This is a genomic window from Pantoea sp. UBA6567 (genome assembly GCF_002434165.1).
Taxonomy (GTDB): domain Bacteria; phylum Pseudomonadota; class Gammaproteobacteria; order Enterobacterales; family Enterobacteriaceae; genus Pantoea; species Pantoea eucrina.
Window position 1 is genome coordinate 792456 of record NZ_DJJN01000006.1, and the last position, 22907, is coordinate 815362.

20 protein-coding genes and 1 pseudogene are annotated in these 22907 nt (G+C 54.6%); 7 read left to right on the forward strand and 14 right to left on the reverse strand.

Translation table 11 applies throughout. From position 1 onward, the window contains the following. Positions 1-152: 152 nt before the first annotated feature. Positions 153-371: an osmotically-inducible lipoprotein OsmB gene (gene osmB / locus B4M48_RS09680; protein ID WP_039384556.1), complete on the forward strand. Its 219-nt coding sequence runs from the start codon at positions 153-155 to the stop codon at positions 369-371. A 62-nt stretch (positions 372-433) separates the two neighbouring features. Here the strand turns inward: osmB and yciH are convergent, their stop codons facing one another. The 5 genes from yciH to pgpB all read right to left on the reverse strand — a co-directional run bounded on the left by yciH (position 434) and on the right by pgpB (position 4023). Further along, complete coding sequence (gene yciH, locus B4M48_RS09685) at positions 434-757, reverse strand: stress response translation initiation inhibitor YciH (RefSeq protein ID WP_039384559.1); 324 nt, start codon at positions 755-757, stop codon at positions 434-436. Further along, positions 757-1464 (reverse strand): orotidine-5'-phosphate decarboxylase, encoded by a 708-nt coding sequence (gene pyrF, locus B4M48_RS09690; protein ID WP_039384561.1) that lies wholly within the window; start codon positions 1462-1464, stop codon positions 757-759. The genes yciH and pyrF overlap by 1 nt, the downstream gene beginning before the upstream one ends. Before the next feature lie 188 nt (positions 1465-1652). Beyond that, a complete protein-coding gene (lapB, locus tag B4M48_RS09695) occupies positions 1653-2822 on the reverse strand; it encodes a lipopolysaccharide assembly protein LapB (RefSeq protein WP_039384563.1) in 1170 nt (389 codons plus the stop codon). A gap of 6 nt (positions 2823-2828) precedes the next feature. Then, positions 2829-3134 (reverse strand): LapA family protein, encoded by a 306-nt coding sequence (locus B4M48_RS09700; RefSeq protein WP_039384565.1) that lies wholly within the window; start codon positions 3132-3134, stop codon positions 2829-2831. A gap of 124 nt (positions 3135-3258) precedes the next feature. Next, on the reverse strand, positions 3259-4023 hold the full coding sequence (pgpB, locus tag B4M48_RS09705; protein WP_039384568.1) for a phosphatidylglycerophosphatase B: 765 nt from the start codon (positions 4021-4023) through the stop codon (positions 3259-3261). A 225-nt stretch (positions 4024-4248) separates the two neighbouring features. On the opposite strand from pgpB, the gene ribA reads away from it, so the two are divergent. Further along, positions 4249-4842 carry a GTP cyclohydrolase II gene (ribA, locus tag B4M48_RS09710; protein ID WP_039384570.1) on the forward strand — a complete coding sequence of 198 codons (594 nt, stop codon included), beginning with the start codon at positions 4249-4251 and terminating at the stop codon, positions 4840-4842. Positions 4843-4874: 32 nt separating this feature from the next. On the opposite strand, the gene acnA is transcribed toward ribA, so the two are convergent. The 6 genes from acnA to sohB all read right to left on the reverse strand — a co-directional run bounded on the left by acnA (position 4875) and on the right by sohB (position 14080). Beyond that, on the reverse strand, positions 4875-7556 hold the full coding sequence (acnA, locus tag B4M48_RS09715) for an aconitate hydratase AcnA (protein WP_071668858.1): 2682 nt from the start codon (positions 7554-7556) through the stop codon (positions 4875-4877). Positions 7557-7979: 423 nt separating this feature from the next. Further along, positions 7980-8159 (reverse strand): hypothetical protein, encoded by a 180-nt coding sequence (locus B4M48_RS09720; RefSeq protein WP_039384574.1) that lies wholly within the window; start codon positions 8157-8159, stop codon positions 7980-7982. Between the two features lie 3 nt (positions 8160-8162). Next, positions 8163-8321: a YmiA family putative membrane protein gene (locus tag B4M48_RS09725; protein ID WP_071668859.1), complete on the reverse strand. Its 159-nt coding sequence runs from the start codon at positions 8319-8321 to the stop codon at positions 8163-8165. A 492-nt stretch (positions 8322-8813) separates the two neighbouring features. Further along, the gene (cysB, locus tag B4M48_RS09730; protein ID WP_039384577.1) at positions 8814-9788 is read right to left on the reverse strand and encodes an HTH-type transcriptional regulator CysB; all 975 of its coding nucleotides are present in this window, start codon (positions 9786-9788) and stop codon (positions 8814-8816) included. A gap of 184 nt (positions 9789-9972) precedes the next feature. Next, positions 9973-12570: a type I DNA topoisomerase gene (topA, locus tag B4M48_RS09735; RefSeq protein WP_071668860.1), complete on the reverse strand. Its 2598-nt coding sequence runs from the start codon at positions 12568-12570 to the stop codon at positions 9973-9975. 463 nt (positions 12571-13033) lie between these two features. Next, complete coding sequence (gene sohB / locus B4M48_RS09740) at positions 13034-14080, reverse strand: protease SohB (RefSeq protein ID WP_039384581.1); 1047 nt, start codon at positions 14078-14080, stop codon at positions 13034-13036. A 175-nt stretch (positions 14081-14255) separates the two neighbouring features. On the opposite strand from sohB, the gene B4M48_RS09745 reads away from it, so the two are divergent. Together B4M48_RS09745 and cobO are read left to right on the forward strand one after the other, a co-directional pair. Then, on the forward strand, positions 14256-15020 hold the full coding sequence (locus B4M48_RS09745) for a YciK family oxidoreductase (RefSeq protein ID WP_039384584.1): 765 nt from the start codon (positions 14256-14258) through the stop codon (positions 15018-15020). Further along, positions 15017-15604: a cob(I)yrinic acid a,c-diamide adenosyltransferase gene (cobO, locus tag B4M48_RS09750; protein WP_039384586.1), complete on the forward strand. Its 588-nt coding sequence runs from the start codon at positions 15017-15019 to the stop codon at positions 15602-15604. The genes B4M48_RS09745 and cobO overlap by 4 nt, the downstream gene beginning before the upstream one ends. A 28-nt stretch (positions 15605-15632) precedes the next feature. Here the strand turns inward: cobO and rluB are convergent, their stop codons facing one another. Beyond that, the gene (gene rluB / locus B4M48_RS09755) at positions 15633-16508 is read right to left on the reverse strand and encodes a 23S rRNA pseudouridine(2605) synthase RluB (protein ID WP_071668861.1); all 876 of its coding nucleotides are present in this window, start codon (positions 16506-16508) and stop codon (positions 15633-15635) included. A 777-nt stretch (positions 16509-17285) separates the two neighbouring features. Between rluB and B4M48_RS09760 the strand changes: the two genes are divergently transcribed. Continuing rightward, positions 17286-17927, forward strand: a complete 642-nt coding sequence (locus B4M48_RS09760; RefSeq protein ID WP_039384588.1) for a hypothetical protein — start codon at positions 17286-17288, stop codon at positions 17925-17927. A 23-nt stretch (positions 17928-17950) separates the two neighbouring features. Here B4M48_RS09760 and B4M48_RS09765 read toward each other — a convergent pair whose 3' ends face one another. Beyond that, a complete protein-coding gene (locus B4M48_RS09765) occupies positions 17951-18571 on the reverse strand; it encodes an L-threonylcarbamoyladenylate synthase (protein ID WP_039384591.1) in 621 nt (206 codons plus the stop codon). A gap of 21 nt (positions 18572-18592) precedes the next feature. Next, positions 18593-19468, reverse strand: coding sequence for an RNase RNM (gene rnm, locus B4M48_RS09770; RefSeq protein ID WP_039384594.1), 876 nt, complete (start codon positions 19466-19468; stop codon positions 18593-18595). A gap of 280 nt (positions 19469-19748) precedes the next feature. On the opposite strand from rnm, the gene B4M48_RS09775 reads away from it, so the two are divergent. Together B4M48_RS09775 and trpD are read left to right on the forward strand one after the other, a co-directional pair. Continuing rightward, positions 19749-21311 (forward strand): anthranilate synthase component 1, encoded by a 1563-nt coding sequence (locus tag B4M48_RS09775; RefSeq protein WP_039384597.1) that lies wholly within the window; start codon positions 19749-19751, stop codon positions 21309-21311. Continuing rightward, positions 21311-22904 (forward strand): annotated as a pseudogene (gene trpD, locus B4M48_RS09780) (bifunctional anthranilate synthase glutamate amidotransferase component TrpG/anthranilate phosphoribosyltransferase TrpD). Before B4M48_RS09775 ends, trpD begins: the two are co-directional and overlap by 1 nt. Positions 22905-22907: the final 3 nt, after the last annotated feature.

Below are 22907 nucleotides of genomic sequence, written 5' to 3' on the forward strand. Positions count from 1 at the left end.
AACAGGACCATTCGGTTTCAGGATATTTACGCTGGCAGACAGCATAAACCCGGCGGCCTGGCCCAACTTTTCCATCCGGGAATAAAGAACTTTGCCGTCGGGCATCTATACTTATTGCTGTTGCCTCTGAGCCAATCATCAAGGAGATATCTATGACTACAACAGTGAAACGTGTATCCGTTGCCGTGCTGGCAGCAACATTAGTTGTTGCGCTGAGCGGCTGTTCAAACTGGTCTAAACGCGATCGCAACACGGCAATTGGTGCCGGTGCCGGTGCTATTGGTGGTTCAGTCCTGACCAACGGCAGTGGCCTGGGTACCGTGGGCGGCGCGGCGGTGGGCGGTATTATCGGCCATCAAATCGACCGTTAATTTTTTGCAGGCTACACAGCAGACACCCTTTTGTCCGGGCCACAATGCGTGGCCCGCTTTCATTAACCGCCCGCCAGCTTAACCTTCATGCCTTTGGCTTCGAGCAGCGTTTTGAGCAGGTCACGTTTATCCCCCTGAATCTCAATCACGCCCTCTTTTACCGCCCCCCCGCAGCCGCACTTTTTCTTCAGTTCTGCGGCAAGAGTAGCCAGCGCGCTGTCGTCCAGATCGATACCGGTGATCAGACAGACGCCCTTGCCTTTACGTCCGCTGGTCTGACGCTGAATGCGTACAATACCGTCGCCGCGCGGTCGCTGTGGCTTCTCCTCTGCCGGCACAATACGCCCGCTGTCGGTGGAGTAAACCAGTGGATTGTCCTGCGCCATTACGCCTCCTGTAACGATGTAATAATCTGCTGCAGCGTGGCAGCCGGATCGGCTGACTGCGTAACCGGACGGCCGATAACCATATAATCAACCCCGGCCTGCTTCGCCTGCAGAGGCGTCATAATACGGCGCTGATCGCCAGCGTCGCTGCCTGCCGGTCGGATACCGGGCGTGACCAGCGCAAATTCGCTGCCGAACGCCTGTTTGAATGCAGCCGCTTCATGGGCTGAGCAGACGACACCATCCAGGCCACACTGTTGCGTGAGGCGCGCCAGCCGCTCTGCCTGTTGCGCCGGTGACAGGGTGATGCCCAGTCCGCGCAGATCCTCTTCATCCATGCTGGTCAGCACGGTTACAGCAATCAGCAGCGGTGCATCTTTTCCAAAAGGCAGCAGCGCCTCGCGTGCAGCCTGCATCATGCGTGCTCCCCCGCTGGCGTGCACGTTCACCATCCAGACGCCCAGCTCTGCGGCAGCGGCTACGGCATGTGCGGTGGTGTTGGGGATATCGTGAAATTTCAGATCGAGAAAGAGATCGAATCCGCGTGCCTGCAATGTCCGGACCACTGACGGACCAAACAGCGTGAACATCTCTTTGCCTACTTTGAGGCGACACTGAGCAGGATCAATACGGTCCACAAATCGCAGTGCGTCATCCAGATTACTGTAGTCGAGCGCCACCAGAATGGGTGAAGGGGTTACAGACATAACGTTTCCTCATAAGCAGGCACAGGGGCAACAAACGGCCTGCATTCTACCTGCCATGCTGCGGCAGAACAATCTTACGCCCGGGATACGTGACCTGTTGAGCCATATGTCGGTGTCTGATGCGCGATAAGGCGATTATTAAAAAAGTACGTTGTAACTATTTTTCCTGTTTTTTTTAAAAATAACTGTTACTGCCCGTCAAGTCCTCTGATCGGTTTTATTGAAGACCATGCCCGGCAGGATGGGCAGTGCCAGTAAAGTGCGTAGGCGGTAAAACCGCATTTATGGCAACGATAGCGCGGTTTGGTGCGGATCTGTTCACCAACCATATCGCGCAGAACCATCAGACTCTCTTTTGCCCGGCCATCTTCCGCTTCATGCAGGTGAAAGTCCATTAGCCGGTGGAAGACACGCATGGTCGGATGACGCTGCAGCTGGCGATTAATATAGAGCTGTGCCGCTTCCGGCCCCTGCTGCTGCTCCAGAATATCTGACAGATAGAGCTCAGCGGCGGCACCGGTATTCTCTTCGGTACAGCGCTGCAGATAACCGGCCCACACCTCTGGCTGCGCCAGCCGCTGATAGCAGGTTTCCAGCATCGGCAGCGTTTCGCTGACCAGTTCTTTATCCTGATCCAGCACCCGCTGCAGACGCTGTGCTGCTTTCGCATACTCCCCCTGCTCCATCAGGATGCGTCCCATCATGATGGAAACGCGCGCGCTCTGATGATCGGCCGATTCACCTTTTTTCAGCAGCGACATTGCGCGATCGAGATCGTCACTGCTCATCGCCTGCAGCGCCAGCTCACAATAGAAGTGCGCAATCTCGCCTTTTTGCTTCTCTTTTCCCAGTTTTACCAGCTTCTCAGCAACGTCGATCGCTTTCTGCCAGTCGCTGGTTGCCTGATGAATCAGCAGCAGCTGCTGCAGAGCGGCAATGCGAAAATCGGTTTCATCCGTTAGCTGACTGAACATATCTTCTGCGCGATCGTAGAGGCCCGCCGCCATATAGTCGCGGCCAAGCTGCTGAATCGCCAGCAGTCGCTGGTCGTAGGTAAGCGAGGCGCTTTCCATCAGCGACTGGTGAATACGTATAGCGCGATCTACCTCGCCGCGTGAGCGAAACAGATTACCGAGCGTCAGGTGCGCCTCAACCGTACCACTGTCTTCTTTCAGCATGTCGAGGAATAGATCGACGGCTTTATCCTGCTGATTTGAAAGCAGAAAGTTTACCCCGGCCACATACTCTCGTGACAGGCGGTTCGCTTCCTGTTGCTTATTCTGGTACGCGCTGCGTCGTCCCATATACCAGCCATAGGCCGCTGCGACCGGGAGAAGCAGAAACAGCAATTCATGCATTGAACATTAATCCCGACGACCTGTAGTCGATACGGTGGTGGCTGCCGAAGCGTGTTCGTTTTGCGCCTGCATACGCTTCAGTTTACGCTGAGCATGTGCCAGTGAAACGCGGATGCGTAACCAGAATAGTCCGCAGATTGCCCAGCCCAGTAAAAAACCGGCGCCAAACAGCACCGCAAGCAGCGTGGAGATACGAAATTCACCCTGCGCCAGCAGATAGTTGAACGTCACCACCTGATCATTGTGAGCACCCAGCGTCACTGAAATGATAAAAATGACCAGTACCACCAGAAAAATCAGCAAATATTTCACAATGCGTCCTGTCGTAGAGTTTCCAATAGAGTATGCCAAAAAAGCGTGTACCATGCTGCTTTCACGTTATCAGTTAGCTGGCTTTGCGCAAGCGTAATCAGCTATATGGGGGCAGTTCGGCTGATTACAATCCGTCGTCGCGCGCTTTGACTTCGCGCTGCTCATCAGGCGGAAGCGTAAGCGGACCGCAAAAGCGCTGCGCCAGCCAGGTCGCGACGGTCACCAGCAGCCAGGAGATAAGGGTTGCGACAATCAGGTCGCGCGGCCAGTGCATACCCAGCACCAGCCGGCTGCCCATCACCATAATGGCCCAGCTGAACAGCACCACCAGCGTCACCACCCGGCGACGCGGCCAGAGCAGGCCCATTGCCAGCAGCGCCCAGCTGGCAGCAAACATAGTATGGCCGGAAGGAAAAGCAAATCCTGTTTCAAATGCCCAGTGCTGCTTTAACCAGCGGGGAATTTGCGTATCGCTGGCCAGCAGCCCATTAACCATCTCGCCCCGCTGTTGCCGTTTCAGCTGATAAAATTCATCGTTGCTGATGCCATGCTGCTGCTCCAGCCAGACCACATAGGGTCGCGGCTCCTGCACCTGCTCTTTAATCCATGACTTCGTGTACTGCCCGGCGAGAATCGCGCCATTCATGATAATCAGCAGCAGGATAGCAGGCTTAAGGCGGAAGCGCAGACACCACAGCATCCAGGCGCTCAGCACGCTGCTGGTGATAATCCCCCACGGGCTGGTGACGGTTTCCGTCATCCAGAACAAAAAGCGCAGCACTCCCCCGCTTTCACCCGGCTGCCATTGCCAGCCCGACAGCCAGACGCAGAGTGGCATCGCAATTAATAAAAAGGCACCCAGAGTCGTGCGCTGCACTATTTTCAACATACTTTGGCTTTTCCTGCGGGTTATAATGCGTTTGCTGAATAACTTTAGCTGAAAAAAGAATAACATACCTAAAGCGGCTTGGATAATCGTGCTTTATCACTACAATCTTTCTGACTGATTAGCGGGCCTGCTTGTGGATATGGCACAATAGACACAATTTTCGGGTCAGTCGGCCCGTGCGTTATCAAGATGATAGCGCATCCTCTGAAGGTTCTGGAGAATCACATGCAGCTTAAACGGGTAGCAGAAGCTAAACTGCCCACGCCATGGGGAGATTTCCTGATGGTAGGTTTTGAAGAACTGGCAACCGGCCACGATCATGTGGCGCTGGTTTACGGTGATATCAGCGATCATACGCCGGTGCTGGCGCGTGTCCACTCTGAGTGTCTGACCGGTGATGCGCTGTTCAGTCTGCGCTGCGACTGCGGCTTTCAGCTTGAAGCGGCGTTAACAGCGATTGCTGAAGAGGGGCGCGGGGTGCTGCTGTATCACCGTCAGGAAGGCCGTAATATCGGTTTACTGAACAAAATCCGCGCCTATGCGCTGCAGGATAAAGGCTATGACACCGTCGAGGCGAACCATCAGCTGGGCTTTGCCGCTGATGAGCGTGATTTCACCCTGTGCGCTGATATGTTCAAATTACTGGGTATCGATGAAGTGCGCCTGCTGACAAATAATCCGCGCAAGGTTGAGATCCTCAGCGAAGCGGGCATTAATATTGTTGAGCGCGTGCCGCTGATCGTCGGGCGCAATCCAAAAAATGCCCACTATCTCGATACCAAAGCGGAAAAGATGGGGCATCTGCTGCCGAAATCCTGAGAGAAAAGAAGCCGGGCAAGCCCGGCTTTTTTTTAGTTCAGCATATTGCGGATAACATAGTGCAGTATGCCGTCATTGCGGTAGTAAGTCAGTTCCGTTGCCGTATCGATACGGCAGCGTGCGGCCACCTGCTCCTCACTGCCGTCTGCGCGGGTCAGAGTAACATTGACCGTGCAGCCCGGCGTCAGCTGCGTCAGGTCAGCAATATCTATCCGCTCCTCACCGGTTAACTGCAGCGTCTTACGGGTAACGCCCGCCGGGAACTCCAGCGGCAGGATCCCCATACCAATCAGGTTTGAACGGTGAATACGCTCAAAAGACTCAGCGATCACGACGCGTACTCCCTGCAGGCGCGGTCCTTTAGCAGCCCAGTCGCGGCTTGAACCTGAACCGTACTCTTTCCCGGCCACCACGGCGAGCGGCACGCCCTCTTCTTTATATTTCATTGCGGCATCATAAATAGCCAGCGTTTCATTACCCGGAAAATGCCGGGTGTAGCCGCCTTCCGTACCGGGCACCATTTCATTGCGGATACGAATATTGGCAAAGGTACCGCGCATCATTACTTCATGGTTACCACGGCGCGACCCGTAGGAGTTAAAGTCGTTACGCTCTATGCCTTTCGCCAGCAGATAGCGTCCCGCCGGACTCTCAGCCTTAATACTCCCCGCAGGCGAAATGTGGTCAGTGGTGACTGAGTCACCCAGCATCGCCAGAATACGGGCGCCGCGAATATCTTCAACCGGCTTTGGCGTTTTCTCCATGTCATCAAAGAAAGGTGAAAGGCGGATATAGGTCGATCCTTCATCCCAGTCGTAGGTTGCCGCTTCACTCACGGAGATTTGCTGCCAGTCCGGCGTCCCGTCAAACACTTCCGCATACTCTTTGCGGAACATGCTGCTGTTAACCAGCTGCACCGAGGCGGCGATCTCTTCCGGTGATGGCCAGATATCTTTGAGATAAACATCTTTGCCGGTCTGATCCTGACCGATAGGCTCGCTCTGCAGATTGATGTTCATATTGCCGGCCAGCGCATAGGCCACCACCAGCGGGGGTGAAGCCAGCCAGTTAGTTTTAATCAGCGGATGTATACGGCCTTCAAAATTACGGTTCCCGGAGAGCACGGCGCCAACGGTCAGATCGCCCTCTTTTATAACGCTTTCGATCTCATCCGGCAGTGGCCCTGAGTTACCAATACAGGTTGTACAGCCATACCCCACCAGGTTGAAACCGAGTTTGTCCAGGTAAGGCGTGAGACGGGCTGTGGCCAGATAGTCAGATACCACTTTTGATCCGGGGGCCAGGGAAGCTTTTACCCACGGCTGGCGCTTCAGCCCGCGCTCAACCGCTTTTTTTGCCAGCAGGCCGGCGGCCATCAGCACGCTGGGGTTTGACGTATTGGTACAGGAAGTAATCGCGGCAATAACTACCGCACCATCATCAAGCTGATGCGACTGGCGGGTTTCACTGTCGCGGTAACTGACCGCTTTATGCGGCTTTTGTGCGTGGTTGATCTCCAGCTCATTACTGGCGGCAAACGCGGCGGGCACATCGCCCAGTGCCACCCGATCCTGCGGGCGCTTAGGTCCTGCGATACTCGATTCGACGTCAGCCATATCCAGCGCCAGCGTGCTGGTAAAGATCGGCTCGTCGCCCGCATTTCGCCACAGGCCCTGCTGCTTCGCATACGCTTCCGTCAATTTAACCTGCTGCTCATCGCGCCCGGTCAGCGTCATATAGCTCAGGGTGACGTCATCAATCGGGAAGAAACCGCAGGTGGCACCATATTCGGGTGCCATGTTAGCGATCGTTGCGCGATCGGCCAGCGGCAGATCGGCCAGCCCGTCACCGTAGAATTCGACAAATTTGCCGACAACGCCATGCTTACGCAGCATCTGGGTAACGGTCAGCACCAGATCGGTCGCGGTAATGCCCGGACGCAGTTTGCCAGTCAGCTTAAAGCCAACCACATCGGGAATAAGCATTGAAACCGGCTGCCCCAGCATAGCCGCTTCCGCTTCGATGCCGCCAACGCCCCAGCCCAGCACGCCCAGCGCATTGATCATCGTGGTATGCGAGTCGGTACCCACCAGCGTATCAGGCCAGGCAACGTTTTTGCCCTCCAGCTCTTCATGCCAGACGGATTTACCCAGATATTCCAGATTAACCTGATGACAGATGCCGGTACCCGGCGGCACCACGCGGAACCGGTTGAACGCTTTCTGTCCCCAGCGCAGGAAAACGTAGCGCTCGTGATTACGTTCCATCTCCAGCCTGACGTTTTCGCCAAAGGCGTCATCGTTACCGAAGCGATCGACGGTTACGGAGTGGTCAATAACCAGATCCACCGGGGACAAAGGGTTAACTTTTGCCACATCTCCGCCCAGTCGTGCGACTGCTTCGCGCATAGCGGCAAGATCGACCACGGCGGGTACGCCGGTAAAATCCTGCATCAGCACGCGTGCCGGACGATATGCAATCTCCCGGTCAGCGTGGGCGGTTTGCTGCCAGTCTGCCAGCGCCTGAATATCTTCAAGGGTAACGGACTCGCCATCCTGCCAGCGCAGCAGGTTTTCCAGCAGCACTTTCATCGATTTCGGTAAGCGATCAATATTGCCGGTATGCTGTGCGGCTTTAGCCAGACTGTAATAATGATAGGTGTGTGCCCCGACCGCCAGCGTATCCTGACTTTGCTCGCGTAATGTTAACGACATGTCTCCTCCTTTAATTCCTTAGGCTAAACCTCAGAGAGTGCAAGGTTTAGCTTAAAGATAGACCACATTTTCGTTAACGTTTTGATAACAACCCGAAAGGGCACTGGGTGCTACAAACAAAAATGCCCCGACCTGAGTCGGGGCATTTCCATAAATTCGGTGATAAGAAGCGTCGGTTACATAAGAGCCCAGGCTGCCGCTGCCCAGAAGGCAAATGAGAAAGCATAAACGCTAAGCCATGAAAAAGTGGTTGTATTCATTCGTCACTCCTTCCCGGTTCTCGGGCTAAATTTTCTTTAATCTTCAGTAATCTACTGTCGACGCTTATTTGCAGTGTAAGGTCATGGGCTTTTTGCTGGCCCGCCGGAATAACCGGAAAAAAATCAAAGCAACATCAGATGCTAAAAATAAGTGCAACAACAATTATTTGAGTTTTGGATCCATAAAAGATTCGATAAAGCTGCGCTGCTTGTCACTCAGATCCCAGGAAGCAGGAATCGCTACAGACTGCTCAGCAGCAGGAGCTTCTTTTGCTTTGCACGCAGGTGTATTTGGCTGCCGTGCAGTGACCGGATATTTACGACTGAGTGAGTTTGCCCACATGGCTTAGCCCCATAAACGCCAAATCATTAATGCCACCACTACCCAGAACAGCGCTGAAGCAGCGAAGACAGCCAACCAGGCTTTGCGACGGGTGTTACCGGTACGCTGAACCTTGGTGCTCTTAGCCCGGAAGTCGGGTTGTACAGTTATTCTCGTAGCCATAGTTTTTGATAATCACTCTCAACAAAACGATTGATAACAACGATTAAGATTTAGGATGAATCCTAAACTTCTTAAGTCCAAAAATCCAGTTATTTTTATTGAGCACAACGATTAACGCTATTAATCAAAGCTTCGAAAACTGATTAGCCTTATTGAAACACAGACCTCAGAACTATTAAAAAAACGGCGACCGAAATTTGGGTTAAACAACAATTAGTACCAATTTAAATTTGAGTTAAATAAGAAACCTCAGTAATAAAGCCCTTCTTCATCAGGTGTTAACTGGAGTATGGGAATAATCCTGGCAGTGTGCAAAGAAGTGAACCGAAAAATGTGTACTGTTTCTCAATTAATTAATAACAATGAAAAAACCTGTGATGCATGTTTTATTTACAGAAAAATGTCAGCTTTTGTTGAACTACTGATGGCGCTAAGCGAGGGGAAACCTGAAGGTGCCCACTGGACACCCCGGTAAATTCATGATTTGGCGAATTATTTGAAAGGGAGTTTGATATCGCGGAACATCGCTTCAATGTCGTCATTGGAGCGCAGAGCAACAGCGGTGTCTACCACATCACGCGTGAGATGCGGTGCAAATCGCTGAATAAAATCATACATATAGCTGCGCAGGAAGGTGCTGCGGCGGAAGCCTATTTTGGTCGTACTATTGGTGAAAATCTCTGAAGCTTCAATGCGAACCAGATCCGGATCGGCTACCGGGTCAACCGCCATACTGGCAATCACACCCACACCTAAGCCAAGCCGTACATAAGTTTTAATTACATCTGCGTCAGTTGCGGTAAACACGATACGCGGGGTCAGACCTGCACGATTAAACGCTGTATCGAGCTCGGAGCGGCCGGTAAAACCAAAGGTGTAGGTTACCAGTGGGAAATCGGCCAGCTCCTCTATAGTCACGTTGTCTTTGCCTGCCAGCGGATGGTCGGGCGTTACCACAATCGCACGATTCCAGTGGTAACAGGGCAGCATGATGAGATCGTCGTAGAGGTGCAGGGCTTCAGTAGCAATGGCAAAGTCAGCGTTGCCCTTGGATACCGCTTCAGCAATCTGCGTAGGGGAGCCCTGATGCATATGCAGTGAAACGCGAGGGTAGCGCTCGATAAATCCTTTGATTACGCCCGGCAGCGCATAGCGCGCCTGCGTATGCGTGGTGGCGACATAAAGCGATCCCTTGTCAGGCCAGGTGTGTTCGCCCGCTACGGATTTAATCGCATCAACTTTTGATAATACTTCACGTGCTATGCGGATAATCTCTTCACCGGCTGGCGTAACCTGCGTCAGATGTTTGCCGCTGCGGGCAAATATCTGCACTCCCAGCTCATCTTCAAGCATACGTACCTGTTTGCTGATGCCAGGCTGTGAGGTATAGAGACCTTCAGCGGTTGATGAGACGTTGAGATTGTGATTGACCACTTCCACGATATAGCGCAACTGCTGCAGTTTCATAGTTATATCTTCCCGTTAGCGACTAACGTGCGTGCCGGCAGCCGCCCATGATGCAGATGTGAGGAACAGAGCGAATTGAGAATAGAAAAACTATAACAACTATATCAGTTTTTAATCGAATAAAGAACGTTAGGTTATAAGGCGGGGAAAGTAAACGGGGCTGGCAGATGCCAGCCCCGGAGAGTTATTTTTTCGCTTCCTGCCATTTACCGTCAATATAGAACATTGACCAGCCGGTTGCTTTACCCTCTTTTTCAGACGAAACGTACTGCTGTTTTGTCTTGCGGCTAAAACGCACCAGGGTTTTATTTCCTTCCGGATCGGCTGCCGGTGCCTCTGCCAGATATTTAAGCTTTTCCGGCAGACGGTCAGCGAAGCGCTTCAGCTCTTCCACCAGCGGCGCGCGGGTCTCGCGCGATTTCGGGAACGTATTAGCCGCAAGGAAGACGCCGGCTGCTCCGTCACGCAGCACAAACCAGGCATCTGACTTCTCGCACGGCAGCTCAGGCAGCGGTACCGGATCCTCTTTCGGCGGCGCGACTTCGCCATTGCGCAGGATTTTACGGGTGTTTTTACACTCTTCGTTGGTACACGCCATATACTTGCCAAAGCGTCCCATCTTAAGGTGCATTTCCGACCCGCATTTCTCGCACTCGACTATAGGGCCATCATAGCCCTTGATGCGAAACTCGCCCTGCTCAATTTCATAGCCATCGCACTCTGGATTGTTACCACAGACGTGCAGCTTGCGGCTGTTATCAATCAGATAGCTGTCCATCGCGGTGCCGCACTTAACGCAGCGGCGGCGGGCACGTAACGCGTTGGTTTCCGCGTCGTCACCCTCTAGCACGTTCAGCACTTCGTTTTCCGGGATCAGATTGATGGTCTGCTTGCAGCGCTCTTTTGGCGGCAGGGCGTAGCCCGAACAGCCGAGGAATACGCCGGTGCTGGCCGTACGAATGCCCATTTTGCGACCGCATGTCGGGCAGTCGATTGAGGTCAGCACCATCTGATTCGGCTGCATGCCGCCCTCTTCCGGATCTTTTTCAGCCTGCTCCAGCTGCTGGCTGAAGTCACTGAAGAAGGAGTCGAGAACGCCTTTCCACTGCGCCTGATTGTTGGCTACCTGATCGAGGCTGTTTTCCATATGAGCGGTGAAATCGTAATTCATCAGCTCGCGGAAATTTTCTTCCAGCCGGTCGGTGACGATCTCACCCATCTTCTCAGCATAAAAACGACGGTTCTCAACGCGTACATAACCACGATCCTGGATAGTAGAAATAATAGACGCGTAGGTTGAGGGACGGCCAATACCGCGCTTCTCCAGCTCGCGCACCAGCGACGCCTCGCTGAATCGCGCCGGAGGCTTGGTAAAATGCTGGCTCGGCTGCAGCGCAGTCAGATCCAGTATTTCCCCTACCGCTACTGGCGGCAGCGTCCTGTCTTCATCGTTTTTACGCAGCGCCGGCATAACGCGCGTCCAGCCATCAAAACGCAGCGTGCGGCCTTTTGCCTTGAGCCTGAATTCGGCTGCGCCTACGGTCAGCGTGGTGGAGTCATATTTAGCCGGGACCATCTGACACGCCACAAACTGGCGCCAGATAAGCTGGTAAAGTTTTTGCGCATCCGCTTCCATATCTTTCAGCTGCTCAGCGCTTACGTTGACATCTGACGGGCGAATCGCTTCGTGCGCTTCCTGCGAATTATCTTTGCTGGTATAGGTCACCGGCGCTTCCGGCAGGTATTTTTTGCCGAACTCGCTGGCGACATAGTCGCGCGCCATGGCCACTGCATCCTGGCTCAGGTTCGTGGAGTCAGTACGCATGTAGGTGATGTGACCCGCTTCATAAAGCCGCTGCGCCATCATCATGGTTTTCTTCACGCCAAAGCCGAGACGTGTGCTCGCAGCCTGCTGCAGCGTTGAGGTAATAAAAGGTGCAGAAGGTTTGCTGCTGGTCGGTTTATCTTCACGATCCAGCACTTCATAACGCGCTTTTTCCAGTATCGCGACCGCCGCGTGCGTCTGCTCGCGGTTAACCGGACGAAACGCTTTGTCGCCCTGATGCGTCACCTGCATCGCCAGCGCATCGCCTTTTGGCGTAGCAAAATCTGCGTCGATCTCCCAGTACTCTTCTGGCACAAACGCTTTGATTTCGCGCTCGCGCTCAACCACCAGACGTACCGCTACCGACTGAACGCGTCCGGCAGAGAGACCGCGGGCGATCTTTTTCCACAGCAGAGGCGAAACCATATACCCCACAACGCGATCCATAAAACGGCGCGCCTGCTGGGCATTAACCCGCTCGATATTCAGTTCACCCGGCTTTTCAAACGCCTGGCGAATCGCATTTTTGGTGATTTCATTAAACACCACCCGGCTGAAACGCTTGTCGTCGCCACCAATGACTTCACGCAGGTGCCAGGCAATGGCTTCTCCTTCGCGGTCAAGGTCGGTTGCGAGATAGATATGATCGGCGTCAGCGGCCAGGCTCTTAAGTTCAGACACAACCTTCTCTTTGCCTGGCAGGATCTGATAATCAGCTTCCCAGCCATGCCACGGATCAACACCCATTCGGTTGACCAGCGCCGCCTTTTCATCTTTTTTAACTTTTTTCCCGGTTTTTACCTTCTCACCGTCAGTACTTTTACGGGTCGTTGAACCACTGGTCGGCAAATCGCGGATATGACCGACGCTGGATTTCACCACGTAGTCATTACCGAGGTATTTATTGATTGTTTTGGCCTTTGCCGGGGACTCAACGATAACGAGTGCTTTACCCATATGTACCTTTACCTGATTGAAACGTCCTGATAAACGGGAGAGGATTAATGCCCCAAAACCCAGTGGGTTTAATATTGCTGCCAGCAATCTGATTTTCAAGCTGGCGGGGACTGCCACTATTCAGTTTAAAACGGTGTGCGCAACCTTATGATTAACTACACTTTTTCCGCCTGACATCATCACACATCCTGGTGTGAACTCCCTGAAAGCTGAATCGCCCACACTCTACCTGATAAAATCTGATACGCAACTTAAATAGCACTCTGTTTAATTTTGCGCCAGCTGCAGGCGTGAACACGGATAAGTGGCAACAGAATGGCAGGTAATATAGAAGGAGAAAATGCGCTGTCAAAAAAAGTCGGATAATTCGGGACAAAAATGGAATTCATTTCACAACCCGGCCGAAGTAAATGGGACTCACCCGTTGCTAAGCATAAAAAACCCGGCCGGAGCCGGGTTTCTGTTACAGCAGAGGCTTTTCGCCACGCTGCCAGATTTTTAGCAACAGCCGTTCTGCCGCCTGGCTGGCGCTGCCGGTAAAACGATCCATCATCTTTTTCTTACGCGCATACTGTACGCCCAGCACGGTGAAGCGCTCCATATGCCGGATAATCAGGGCATCACTGGTGCCGATTTCATCAATCAGACCCAGTTCAAGCGCCTGCTGCCCATACCAGTGTTCGCCGGTCGCTACCCGGTTCATATCCAGCGACGGACGCATTTGCTGCACAAAGCCCTTAAACAGCTGATGCGTTTCATCCAGATCGTGCTGGAACTTCTCACGCCCCTCTTCGGTATTTTCACCAAACAGCGTCAGGGTACGTTTGTACTGGCCTGCAGTATGCAGCTCCACGTCAATATCATTGCGCTTCAGCAGCCGGTTGAAGTTGGGGATCTGCGCCACAACGCCGATTGAACCGATAATGGAGAACGGCGCGGCGACAATGCGATCTGCCACACAGGCCATCATATATCCGCCGCTGGCGGCCACTTTATCTACGGCGGCGGTCAGGCGCAGACCCGCGTCGCGCAGGCGCTGCAGCTGCGACGCTGCCAGACCGTAGCCATGCACCACCCCGCCCGGGCTTTCAAGCCGCAGCAGGACTTCATCACCCGGTTGCGCTACGGCCAGTACAGCGGATACTTCTTCACGCAGGGAGGCGACTTCACCCGCGTCCATGCTGCCTTTAAAGCCAAGCACATAGAGTACCGGCTTCGCGGTTTCAGTGACGCCGTTTTTTGCGTTGCGCTTCTCTGTTTTCGCTTTCAGCTTCTCTTCTTTTTTATGCTGTTTCAGCCAGACTTTTTGTACCTGCGGCTTCATTTTAGCCAGCTGCAGATCCTCTTTTATCTGACGATACTCATCATCCAGATGCGTCACCTGCAGCTGACCGGCGTGATGACGTTTGCGCAACGCAGCATTCAGTATGATAAATACTACGGCCGCAATGGCGATCACTACCGTGACAGCCTTGGCCAGGAAGAGCCCATAGCTGGAGAAAAAATCCATTCTGCCGCCTTATTAAACAGTGAATTACAATTAACAGCTGAGTGTAACTGCTTTAACCCGGTTCGTCGCCTGAAAAGCCCGCAGGCGGCACAGAATGCTCCTCTGTAGCATTGCACCGGCTGGCGAATTCAGGCATAAAGCCAGAAACCTCTACCACTGACTGAAGGAGATTGCTGTGCACTATCAGCCTAAAGGCGATCTACTCGAAAACCGCATTATTCTGGTTACCGGCGCATCAGACGGCATTGGCCGGGAAGCGGCGCTGACCTATGCCCGCTACGGCGCCCGCGTTATCCTGCTCGGACGTAACGCCGTTACCCTGCAGCAGACAGAAGCGGCGATTAACCAGCTTAATAAGCAGCCCGCCAGCTCATACCTGCTGGATCTCGCGACCGCCACGCCTGAATCATGTCAGCAGCTGGCCGCGCAGATTGCTGAGCGCGTGCCGCGTCTGGACGGCGTGCTGCATAACGCCGGTATTCTGGGTGAAATTGTTCCGCTGGCCGATCTTGAGCCGGCCCTCTGGCGCGAGGTGATGCAGATCAACCTCGATGCCACCTTTTATCTGACGCAGGCTCTGCTGCCGCTGTTGCTGAAATCAGAGGCGGGATCGCTGGTATTCACTACCTCCAGCGTAGGCCGCACCGGGCGCGCCGGCTGGGGCGCTTACGCCGTCTCTAAATTTGCCACTGAAGGCATGATGCAGGTGCTCGCCGATGAGTATAAAAACCACGCCCTGCGCGTAAACTGTATCAATCCCGGCGGCACGCGTACGAAGATGCGCGCCAGCGCGTTTCCGGAGGAGGATGCAAACCTGCTGAAAACTCCGGCCGATTTAATGCCGCTTTATCTCTACCTGATGGGCGATGATAGCCGGCGTAAAACGGGCATGAGCTTCGATGCTCAGCCCGGACGTAAAGCGGGTCCGGCCAGCGCATGAGCGATCGCCATCAGCAACGTCAGCAGCGCCTGAAAGAGCAGGTTGACGCGCGCATCGCTGCGGCGACAGAACATCGCGGTATCGTTATGGTATTTACCGGTAACGGTAAGGGAAAAACCACGGCGGCTTTCGGTACGGCGCTGCGCGCCTGCGGCCACGGAAAAAAGGTGGCAGTGGTACAGTTCATTAAGGGGGAGTGGCCCAACGGCGAGCGTAATCTGCTGGCGCAGCACGGGGTTGAGTTTCAGGTAATGGCCACCGGATTTACCTGGGAGACCCAGAGCCGCAGCACGGATACGATCGCCTGCCAGCAGGTCTGGCAGCAGGCACAACGCATGCTGGCTGATAGCGATGTTGACCTGGTGATCCTTGATGAAATCACCTATATGGTGAGCATGGATTATCTGGATCTGGAGGCGCTGATGCTTGCTCTGCAACAGCGTCCGTCTGCGCAAAGCGTGATTATTACCGGACGCGGCTGTCACCGGCGCCTGCTGGAGCTGGCAGATACCGTGACTGAGATGCGCCCGGTAAAACATGCCTTTGATGCCGGCATCCAGGCGCAACAGGGAATTGACTGGTAGCCGCTGCCGGGGCAGCGGCACACAGCCATCAGGCGCCGCGTTTGCTGCTGCGGCGCTGAGTGGTATTGCCGGCGCTGCTGTGACGCTTCACTGCGCGGCGGATCTGATTCGCTTTGGTGCGACGGCGATCTTTCTCAACGGCAACTTTGGTAACGGTCTCTTCCGGCATGCCCACCAGCTTACGCAGGTAGTTTACCGCCGGCAGCTCCATCTCCATCCAGCCGCCGCGCGGCAGGCCTTTTGGCAGCTGAATATCACCATAACGCACGCGCATCAGGCGGCTAACCTGAACGCCTACCGCTTCCCATAAACGACGCACTTCGCGGTTGCGTCCTTCGGTAAGGGTAACGTTGTACCACTGATTGATCCCTTCACCGCCAGCAAACTTAATGGTTTTAAAGGCAGCCGGGCCATCTTCCAGCTGAACGCCCTTGCTCAGCAGACGCACTTTATCGTCACCCACTTCGCCAAAAACACGCACCGCATATTCGCGTTCAACTTCGCGACTTGGATGCATCAGACGGTTAGCCAGTTCCCCATCGGTAGTGAACAGCAGCAGACCGCAGGTGTTAACGTCCAGACGACCCACTGCCACCCAGCGCGATCCACGCAGGCGCGGCAGGCGGTCAAACACGGTTGGGCGCCCTTCCGGATCGTTACGGGTACAAAGCTCCCCTTCCGGCTTGTAATAAGCCAGCACGCGGCACACTTCCGTAGTGGACTCGGCAATAGAGACCAGGTGACCATCAATACGAATTTTCAGGCTTTTGTCATTTTCAATGCGATCGCCCAGCGTGGCCAGTTTGCCATCTACGCTGACGCGTCCGGCGGAAATCATGGTTTCGATTTCGCGGCGCGAGCCGTGACCGGCGCGCGCTAATACTTTCTGTAATTTTTCGCTCATGGAGCTGCCTCGTTGTCGCCTTCCCAGGCGTCGTGGTAAGAATGGGTAAGACAGCGGGATTACCACGTCCTCTGTCAGAAACTGTTAACGTTGCGCATCAATCTGACCGGATGCAAACGGCCTGCGATTTTACACCAGCTAAGGTTGCGTTAACACCTTTAACTTTGCTGCCGATAATAGCCGGCCGGCGTTTTCCCGCCTCTGCCGGTTTTGCCGTTCATGACGACAGGCGTTTTTATCCCTGACACTCTCCTGTTTATAGCCTGGTCAATGACCTGGCGATAGAGAAGCTCGTATTATATTGATGCCTGATGAGCCCGACCGGGAAAATCGCTTTAAAGCAATGAACCCGCTAAAACCGTTCAGGCCCCGGCTGCACGGCAAAATAGTGCTATCGCTTACGAAAACCACACAATCATCTACCCAACCAGCTTAAAACAAAATTTCACCTCGCCCTGAGTGGGTTGTGCGTATGATCCGCGCTACAGGTTGGTTTAAGGCTCTATATTCTGTTTTATTGCCATCTATTAGCGCGCTGAATTTGTGCATAAATAAAAGCGGTGTAAAATAAAGCAGCAGGCCAGATGTAGATTCGAAGAAATATTATTTTATTAAGCCTAAAGCTATTTATAACAAATTATTAACGTCACTCTGCATGACGGCTGTTTTAACGGAAAATATCCCGTCTATATGCCCGTACATGCTGACATAATTAATTAGCGTGTCTGCTCTCCTCACCAGGGATGTTACTGACGCGCCTTAAAGAAGATCGTAACAATGAAAATAACCGTACTTTGCCCGGCGCTGTTCGCGCTTGCGCTAACCGGTTGTTCCGTTGGACAGACTGAATACAGCAAAGCGGCGCTTGAACATGTTGATATGAGCGTAACAGGCGTGCCGACAGTGCTGGGTTTGGGTGTTCTCGGTACAACTATTCCCCTTACGCCGGAGTACAGCCTGACAGCGGCGCACGTTGCTAAAACGTCTGTGCAGCGCGTTAAGGCCTATCATCCTTATTGCGACGTTGCGATTATTTATCACAAAAATAGTCCTGATACGCTGGCCAGGTTTCGTACCAGCGCGCCCGGAGAAGCGATTAAAATGTATGGCTACAGTTTTATTTCTGCCATGCCGGTTGAATCGAGCGGCGTTAATTTGGCGCGCACGGCTATTACTAATCGCTGGAATAAAAAACCCTGTATGGCAATGGCATCTAATGCGGGTGTGACTCAGGGAATGTCAGGCGGCGCGGTCTATAACAGTGATGAAACCATTGCCGGAGTGATTGTGGGATACAGTCATGAAATTGCGAACAGACGTAGCAGAAAAGTGATCCTTAAAGATGTGTCACTCTATATTCCCTATGGCGATTTTAAGCGCTGGCTTGAGCGCAATCTCAGCCAGGCGCCTGTCACGTAGCGACACCTGGCCTGGCCGGGCGATTAGCTAAATGGCCGCGTATCTCCGGCACCTGCGCGCACCACGACCGGCGTGTCTTCCGTCAGGTCGACAACCGTCGTCGGCTGTTGCCCCAGCGTGCCGCCATCGAGGATCAGATCGACCAGTTTTCCGATGCTGTGCTGGATCTCTTCCGGATCGGATTCCGTAAAGTCATTACCGGGCAGCATCAGTGATGTCGACATCATCGGCTCATTCAGTCGCTCAAGCAGCGCCAGCGCAACCGGATGCGAAGGCACGCGCAGCCCGATGGTTTTGCGTTTGTCATTCATCAGGCGGCGCGGCACCTCTTTCGTCGCCTTGAGAATAAAAGTGTAATTACCTGGGGTGTTGTTTTTCAGGATACGAAAGGCTGAGTTGTCGACCTGAGAGTAAACCGAAAGCTCTGAGAGGTCGCGACACATCAGCGTAAAGTTGTGGTTACCATCCAGCTGACGGATACGGCAGATACGTTCCATCGCGTTTTTTTCTTCCAGCCGGCACCCCAGCGCATAGCCGGAGTCGGTGGGATAGACAATGACGCTGCCTTTATTGAGATAATCCACCGCCTGATTAATCAGGCGCGGCTGCGGGTTATCAGGATGAATGTGAAAACGTTGACTCATAAAAACCTCTTGTCATCTGTCTCAGGCAGTTGAAGCGGGGGCCAGAGCGGGAAAGCGTTCCCAGACGGGTTCAACGCCACCCGGCAGCCAGAGTTTACGCCCCAGCTCAATCCAGGGACAGGGTTGGTGAAAGTCGGACCCCTGCGATGCTGCCAGTTGATTATCGCGCGCATAGCCTGCCAGCTGGGTGCGTTCGTTAGGCGGCTGCTGACACTGCGCCACCTCGATCGCGTCGCCTCCCGCTTGTGCGAAAAAGGCAATCAGCCGCTTCAGCCATTTTGCCGACAGGCCGTAGCGTCCCGGATGCGCCAGCACCGCGACGCCGCCGGAATGATGAATAGCTTCAATAGCTTGTTCAATTGTACACCATTGTGGTGGCACATAGCCGGTTTTGCCACGCGCCAGATAGTGTTTGAACACCTGGGCCATATTCTCAGCTTTACCCTGTTCAATCAGATAACGGGCAAAATGACCGCGCGTAATCACCCCACCCTGTGCCAGCCGCTGTGCGCCCGCCAGTGCGTCGGGGATGCGGGCCCGCTCCAGCCGTTCAGCAATCTGCAGCGCCCGCTCATAACGACACTGGTGCTGCGCTGCCAGAAAGGCCTTAAGTGCCGGATGATCGCAATCGATATTCAGGCCTGCGATATGAATTTCGTGATTTTCCCACAGCGTGGACGCTTCCAGACCGGCCAGCACTTTTATCGGCAGTTTCTGCTCCTGTGCAAACGCCTGCGCCTCAGCAACGCCCGCGACCGTATCGTGATCGGTAATGGCCAGCACGCCAACTTGCTTATCAACCGCGCGCTGAACCAGGGCCGCTGGGGTCAGCAATCCATCGGAGGCGCGGGTATGGCTGTGAAGATCGTAAAGCGGGAAACGGCTGATATCTGACAAAGTAACTCCGGAGCACGGCTAAAAATCAGCGGGCATGATAGCGATTTTGTTGTTAACTGAGAAAGGGTATTGACATTTTTCACCCGAACCAGTTAACTAGTACACAAGTTCACACACAGTGGGTATCTGCCATGAGTCAGGTAGCAATGCGGTTAACAGATAGCTGGCGTACGTCTTCCTGTAACGGGTGGCGTTATTGTGCACAAGCCTGATTGCTGTGCAGATACCTGAGCCCGCCACCATGCGGGCTTTTTTTTGAGCGAATTTCAGAGAAATTATCATGGCAAATGCGAAACCTACATTGAAGTTGATTACCGGAAACGCACCCTATCGCGAAGATCCGGCCGCGGTGTTTCATCAACTGTGCGGCGCACGTCCGGCCACTCTGCTGCTTGAGTCTGCGGACATCGACAGCAAAAAAAATCTGAAAAGCCTGCTGATTGTTGATAGTGCACTGCGCATCAGCGCCCTTGGTCAGACCGTGACTTTACAGGCGCTCTCTGAAAATGGCCGTGCCCTGCTGCCGTTGCTGGATGCCGCTCTGCCTGAGAGCGTAAAAATCGACGTTCGTCCGGATGGTCGTGAGCTGCATTTTGCTACGGCGAATGATGTACAGGATGAAGATTCGCGGCTAAAAGCCTTCTCGGTGTTTGATGCGCTGCGTCTGATTCCGCAACTGGTTAATACACCTGCCGATGAGCGTGAAGCGATGCTGCTGGGCGGACTGTTTGCTTACGACCTGGTCGCCGGCTTTGAAGCGCTGCCGGCGCTGCGCAACGACCAGCGCTGTCCCGACTACTGCTTCTATCTGGCGGAAACGCTGCTGATTATCGACCACCAGCAGGGTTCAGCCCGCCTGCAGGCGAGCCTGTTTACGCCGTCAACCAGTGAGTTTCAGCGTCTGCAGAGCCGTATTGAGCAGCTGCACGGCCAGATGACACAGCCGGCGCCCGCCCTGCCGGTGCAGCGCGTGGAACAGATGACGCTCAGCACCAGCCAGAGCGATGATGCTTACTGCGAGGTGGTGGCGTCGCTGCAGCAGGCTATCCGCATCGGTGAAATTTTCCAGGTCGTGCCGTCGCGCCGCTTCTCGCTACCCTGTCCGTCACCGCTTGCCGCTTATGAAACGCTGAAGAACAGCAATCCCAGCCCCTATATGTTCTTTATGCAGGATCGGGAATTCGCCCTGTTTGGTGCCTCACCGGAAAGCTCGCTGAAGTATGACGCGCAGTCGCGCCAGATTGAGATCTACCCCATTGCCGGCACCCGCCCGCGCGGCCGCCATGCCGACGGCTCGCTGGATCGCGATCTCGACAGCCGTATCGAGCTGGAGATGCGTACCGATCATAAAGAGCTGGCCGAACATCTGATGCTGGTGGATCTGGCGCGTAACGACCTTGCCCGTATCTGCAAACCCGGCAGTCGTTACGTTGCCGATCTGACCAAAGTTGACCGCTACTCTTTTGTTATGCATCTGGTCTCCCGCGTGGTCGGCACGCTGCGTGACGATCTGGATGTCCTGCACGCCTACCGCGCCTGTATGAATATGGGCACGCTGAGCGGCGCGCCTAAAGTACGCGCCATGCAGCTGATTGCTGAAAAAGAGGGCACGCGGCGCGGCAGTTACGGCGGTGCCGTAGGCTACTTCACGGCGACCGGCGATCTCGATACCTGCATCGTGATCCGTTCCGCCTGGGTCGAAGAAGGTGTGGCTACCGTGCAGGCGGGTGCCGGCGTGGTGCTGGATTCTGTCCCGCAGGCTGAAGCGGATGAAAGCCGCAACAAAGCACGCGCAGTTCTGCGCGCTATCGCAACCGCGCACCACTGCAAGGAGATGTTCTGATGGCTGATATCCTGCTGCTCGATAATATCGACTCGTTTACCTATAACCTGGTGGATCAGCTGCGCAGCTTTGGTCACAACGTAGTGATCTACCGCAACAGCGTGCCGGCTGAGACGCTGATTGCGCGGCTGCAGCAGATGGAAAATCCGGTGCTGATGCTGTCACCCGGTCCTGGCGCGCCGGCTGATGCGGGCTGTATGCCAGCCCTGCTGCAGGCGCTGCGCGGCCAGCTGCCCATTATCGGTATCTGTCTGGGTCATCAGGCTATCGTTGAAGCGTATGGCGGCCACGTGGGCCAGGCGGGTGAAATTCTGCATGGTAAGGCGTCTGCGGTAGAGCATGACGGCAGCGCGATGTTCAGCGGCCTGAGTAATCCGCTGCCTGTGGCACGCTATCACTCGCTGGTGGGGAGTAATACGCCCGCTGAGCTGACGGTTAACGCCAGCTACAACGGCATGGTCATGGCCGTGCGGCATGATGCCGATCGCGTCTGCGGCTTTCAGTTCCATCCTGAATCGATTCTCACCACCCAGGGCGCACGCCTGCTTGAGCAGACGCTGGCCTGGGCGCTGGCGCAGTAACAGGGAGATAAAGATGCAAACTATTCTGGAAAAACTGTATCAGGCGCAAACGCTGAGCCAGGCGGAGAGCCACCAGCTGTTCAGCGCCATTATTACCGGTCAGCTGGAGCCCACTCAGCTGGCCGCAGCGCTGATTGCCATGAAAGTGCGCGGCGAGCAGCCACAGGAGATAGCCGGCGCCGCATCGGCGCTGCTGGCTGATGCCAAACCTTTCCCGCGTCCTGACTATGCGTTTGCTGATATCGTCGGCACCGGAGGCGACGGCAGTAACAGCATTAATATCTCGACCGCCAGCGCGTTTGTGGCCGCAACCTGCGGCCTTAAAGTGGCCAAACATGGTAATCGCAGCGTCTCCAGCAAATCCGGCTCCTCCGATCTGCTGGCAGCGTTTGGTATTAATCTGGACATGCCCGCGCAGCAGGCGCGCCAGGCGCTGGACGATCTTAATGTCTGTTTCCTGTTTGCGCCGCAGTACCATACCGGCTTTCGTCACGCAATGCCGGTGCGTCAGCAGCTGAAATCGCGCACGCTGTTCAACGTGCTCGGCCCGCTGATCAATCCGGCCCGACCGCCGCTGGCGGTGATTGGCGTGTACAGCCCGGAGCTGGTGCTGCCCATCGCGCAAACGCTGAAGGTGCTCGGCTATCAGCGGGCCGCTGTGGTCCACGGCGGCGGAATGGATGAGGTCGCTCTGCACAGCGCCACGCAGGTGGCTGAGCTGCGCGAAGGGGAAATTACCTGCTATCAGCTGACGCCGGATGACTTTGGTTTTGGCATGCATGACAAAGAGGCGCTGGCGGGCGGGACGCCGGAAGAAAACCGTGACATTCTGACCCGTTTACTTCAGGGTAAAGGAGAGCCCGCGCATGAGCAGGCGGTCGCCGTTAACGTGGCGATGCTGCTGAAAGTGTTTGGTCATGAAGACCTGCGCGACAACGCGGAGCGGGCCATTGCCGCGATTCGCAGCGGACAGGCTTATGAGCGCGTGGTTGCACTGGCAGCGAGAGGATGAGAT

Coding starts and splice junctions, on each gene's coding strand:
- pgpB (WP_039384568.1), bottom strand. CDS start 4,023: ATGTTGAAAATAGTGCAGCGCACGACTCTGGGTGCCTTTTTATTAATT.
- lapB (WP_039384563.1), bottom strand. CDS start 2,822: ATGCATGAATTGCTGTTTCTGCTTCTCCCGGTCGCAGCGGCCTATGGC.
- cobO (WP_039384586.1), top strand. CDS start 15,017: ATGAGCGATCGCCATCAGCAACGTCAGCAGCGCCTGAAAGAGCAGGTT.
- B4M48_RS09720 (WP_039384574.1), bottom strand. CDS start 8,159: ATGTGGGCAAACTCACTCAGTCGTAAATATCCGGTCACTGCACGGCAG.
- B4M48_RS09775 (WP_039384597.1), top strand. CDS start 19,749: ATGGCAAATGCGAAACCTACATTGAAGTTGATTACCGGAAACGCACCC.
- acnA (WP_071668858.1), bottom strand. CDS start 7,556: ATGTCGTTAACATTACGCGAGCAAAGTCAGGATACGCTGGCGGTCGGG.
- B4M48_RS09725 (WP_071668859.1), bottom strand. CDS start 8,321: ATGGCTACGAGAATAACTGTACAACCCGACTTCCGGGCTAAGAGCACC.
- B4M48_RS09760 (WP_039384588.1), top strand. CDS start 17,286: ATGAAAATAACCGTACTTTGCCCGGCGCTGTTCGCGCTTGCGCTAACC.
- pyrF (WP_039384561.1), bottom strand. CDS start 1,464: ATGTCTGTAACCCCTTCACCCATTCTGGTGGCGCTCGACTACAGTAAT.
- B4M48_RS09765 (WP_039384591.1), bottom strand. CDS start 18,571: ATGAGTCAACGTTTTCACATTCATCCTGATAACCCGCAGCCGCGCCTG.
- rluB (WP_071668861.1), bottom strand. CDS start 16,508: ATGAGCGAAAAATTACAGAAAGTATTAGCGCGCGCCGGTCACGGCTCG.
- yciH (WP_039384559.1), bottom strand. CDS start 757: ATGGCGCAGGACAATCCACTGGTTTACTCCACCGACAGCGGGCGTATT.
- cysB (WP_039384577.1), bottom strand. CDS start 9,788: ATGAAACTGCAGCAGTTGCGCTATATCGTGGAAGTGGTCAATCACAAT.
- ribA (WP_039384570.1), top strand. CDS start 4,249: ATGCAGCTTAAACGGGTAGCAGAAGCTAAACTGCCCACGCCATGGGGA.
- sohB (WP_039384581.1), bottom strand. CDS start 14,080: ATGGATTTTTTCTCCAGCTATGGGCTCTTCCTGGCCAAGGCTGTCACG.
- osmB (WP_039384556.1), top strand. CDS start 153: ATGACTACAACAGTGAAACGTGTATCCGTTGCCGTGCTGGCAGCAACA.
- topA (WP_071668860.1), bottom strand. CDS start 12,570: ATGGGTAAAGCACTCGTTATCGTTGAGTCCCCGGCAAAGGCCAAAACA.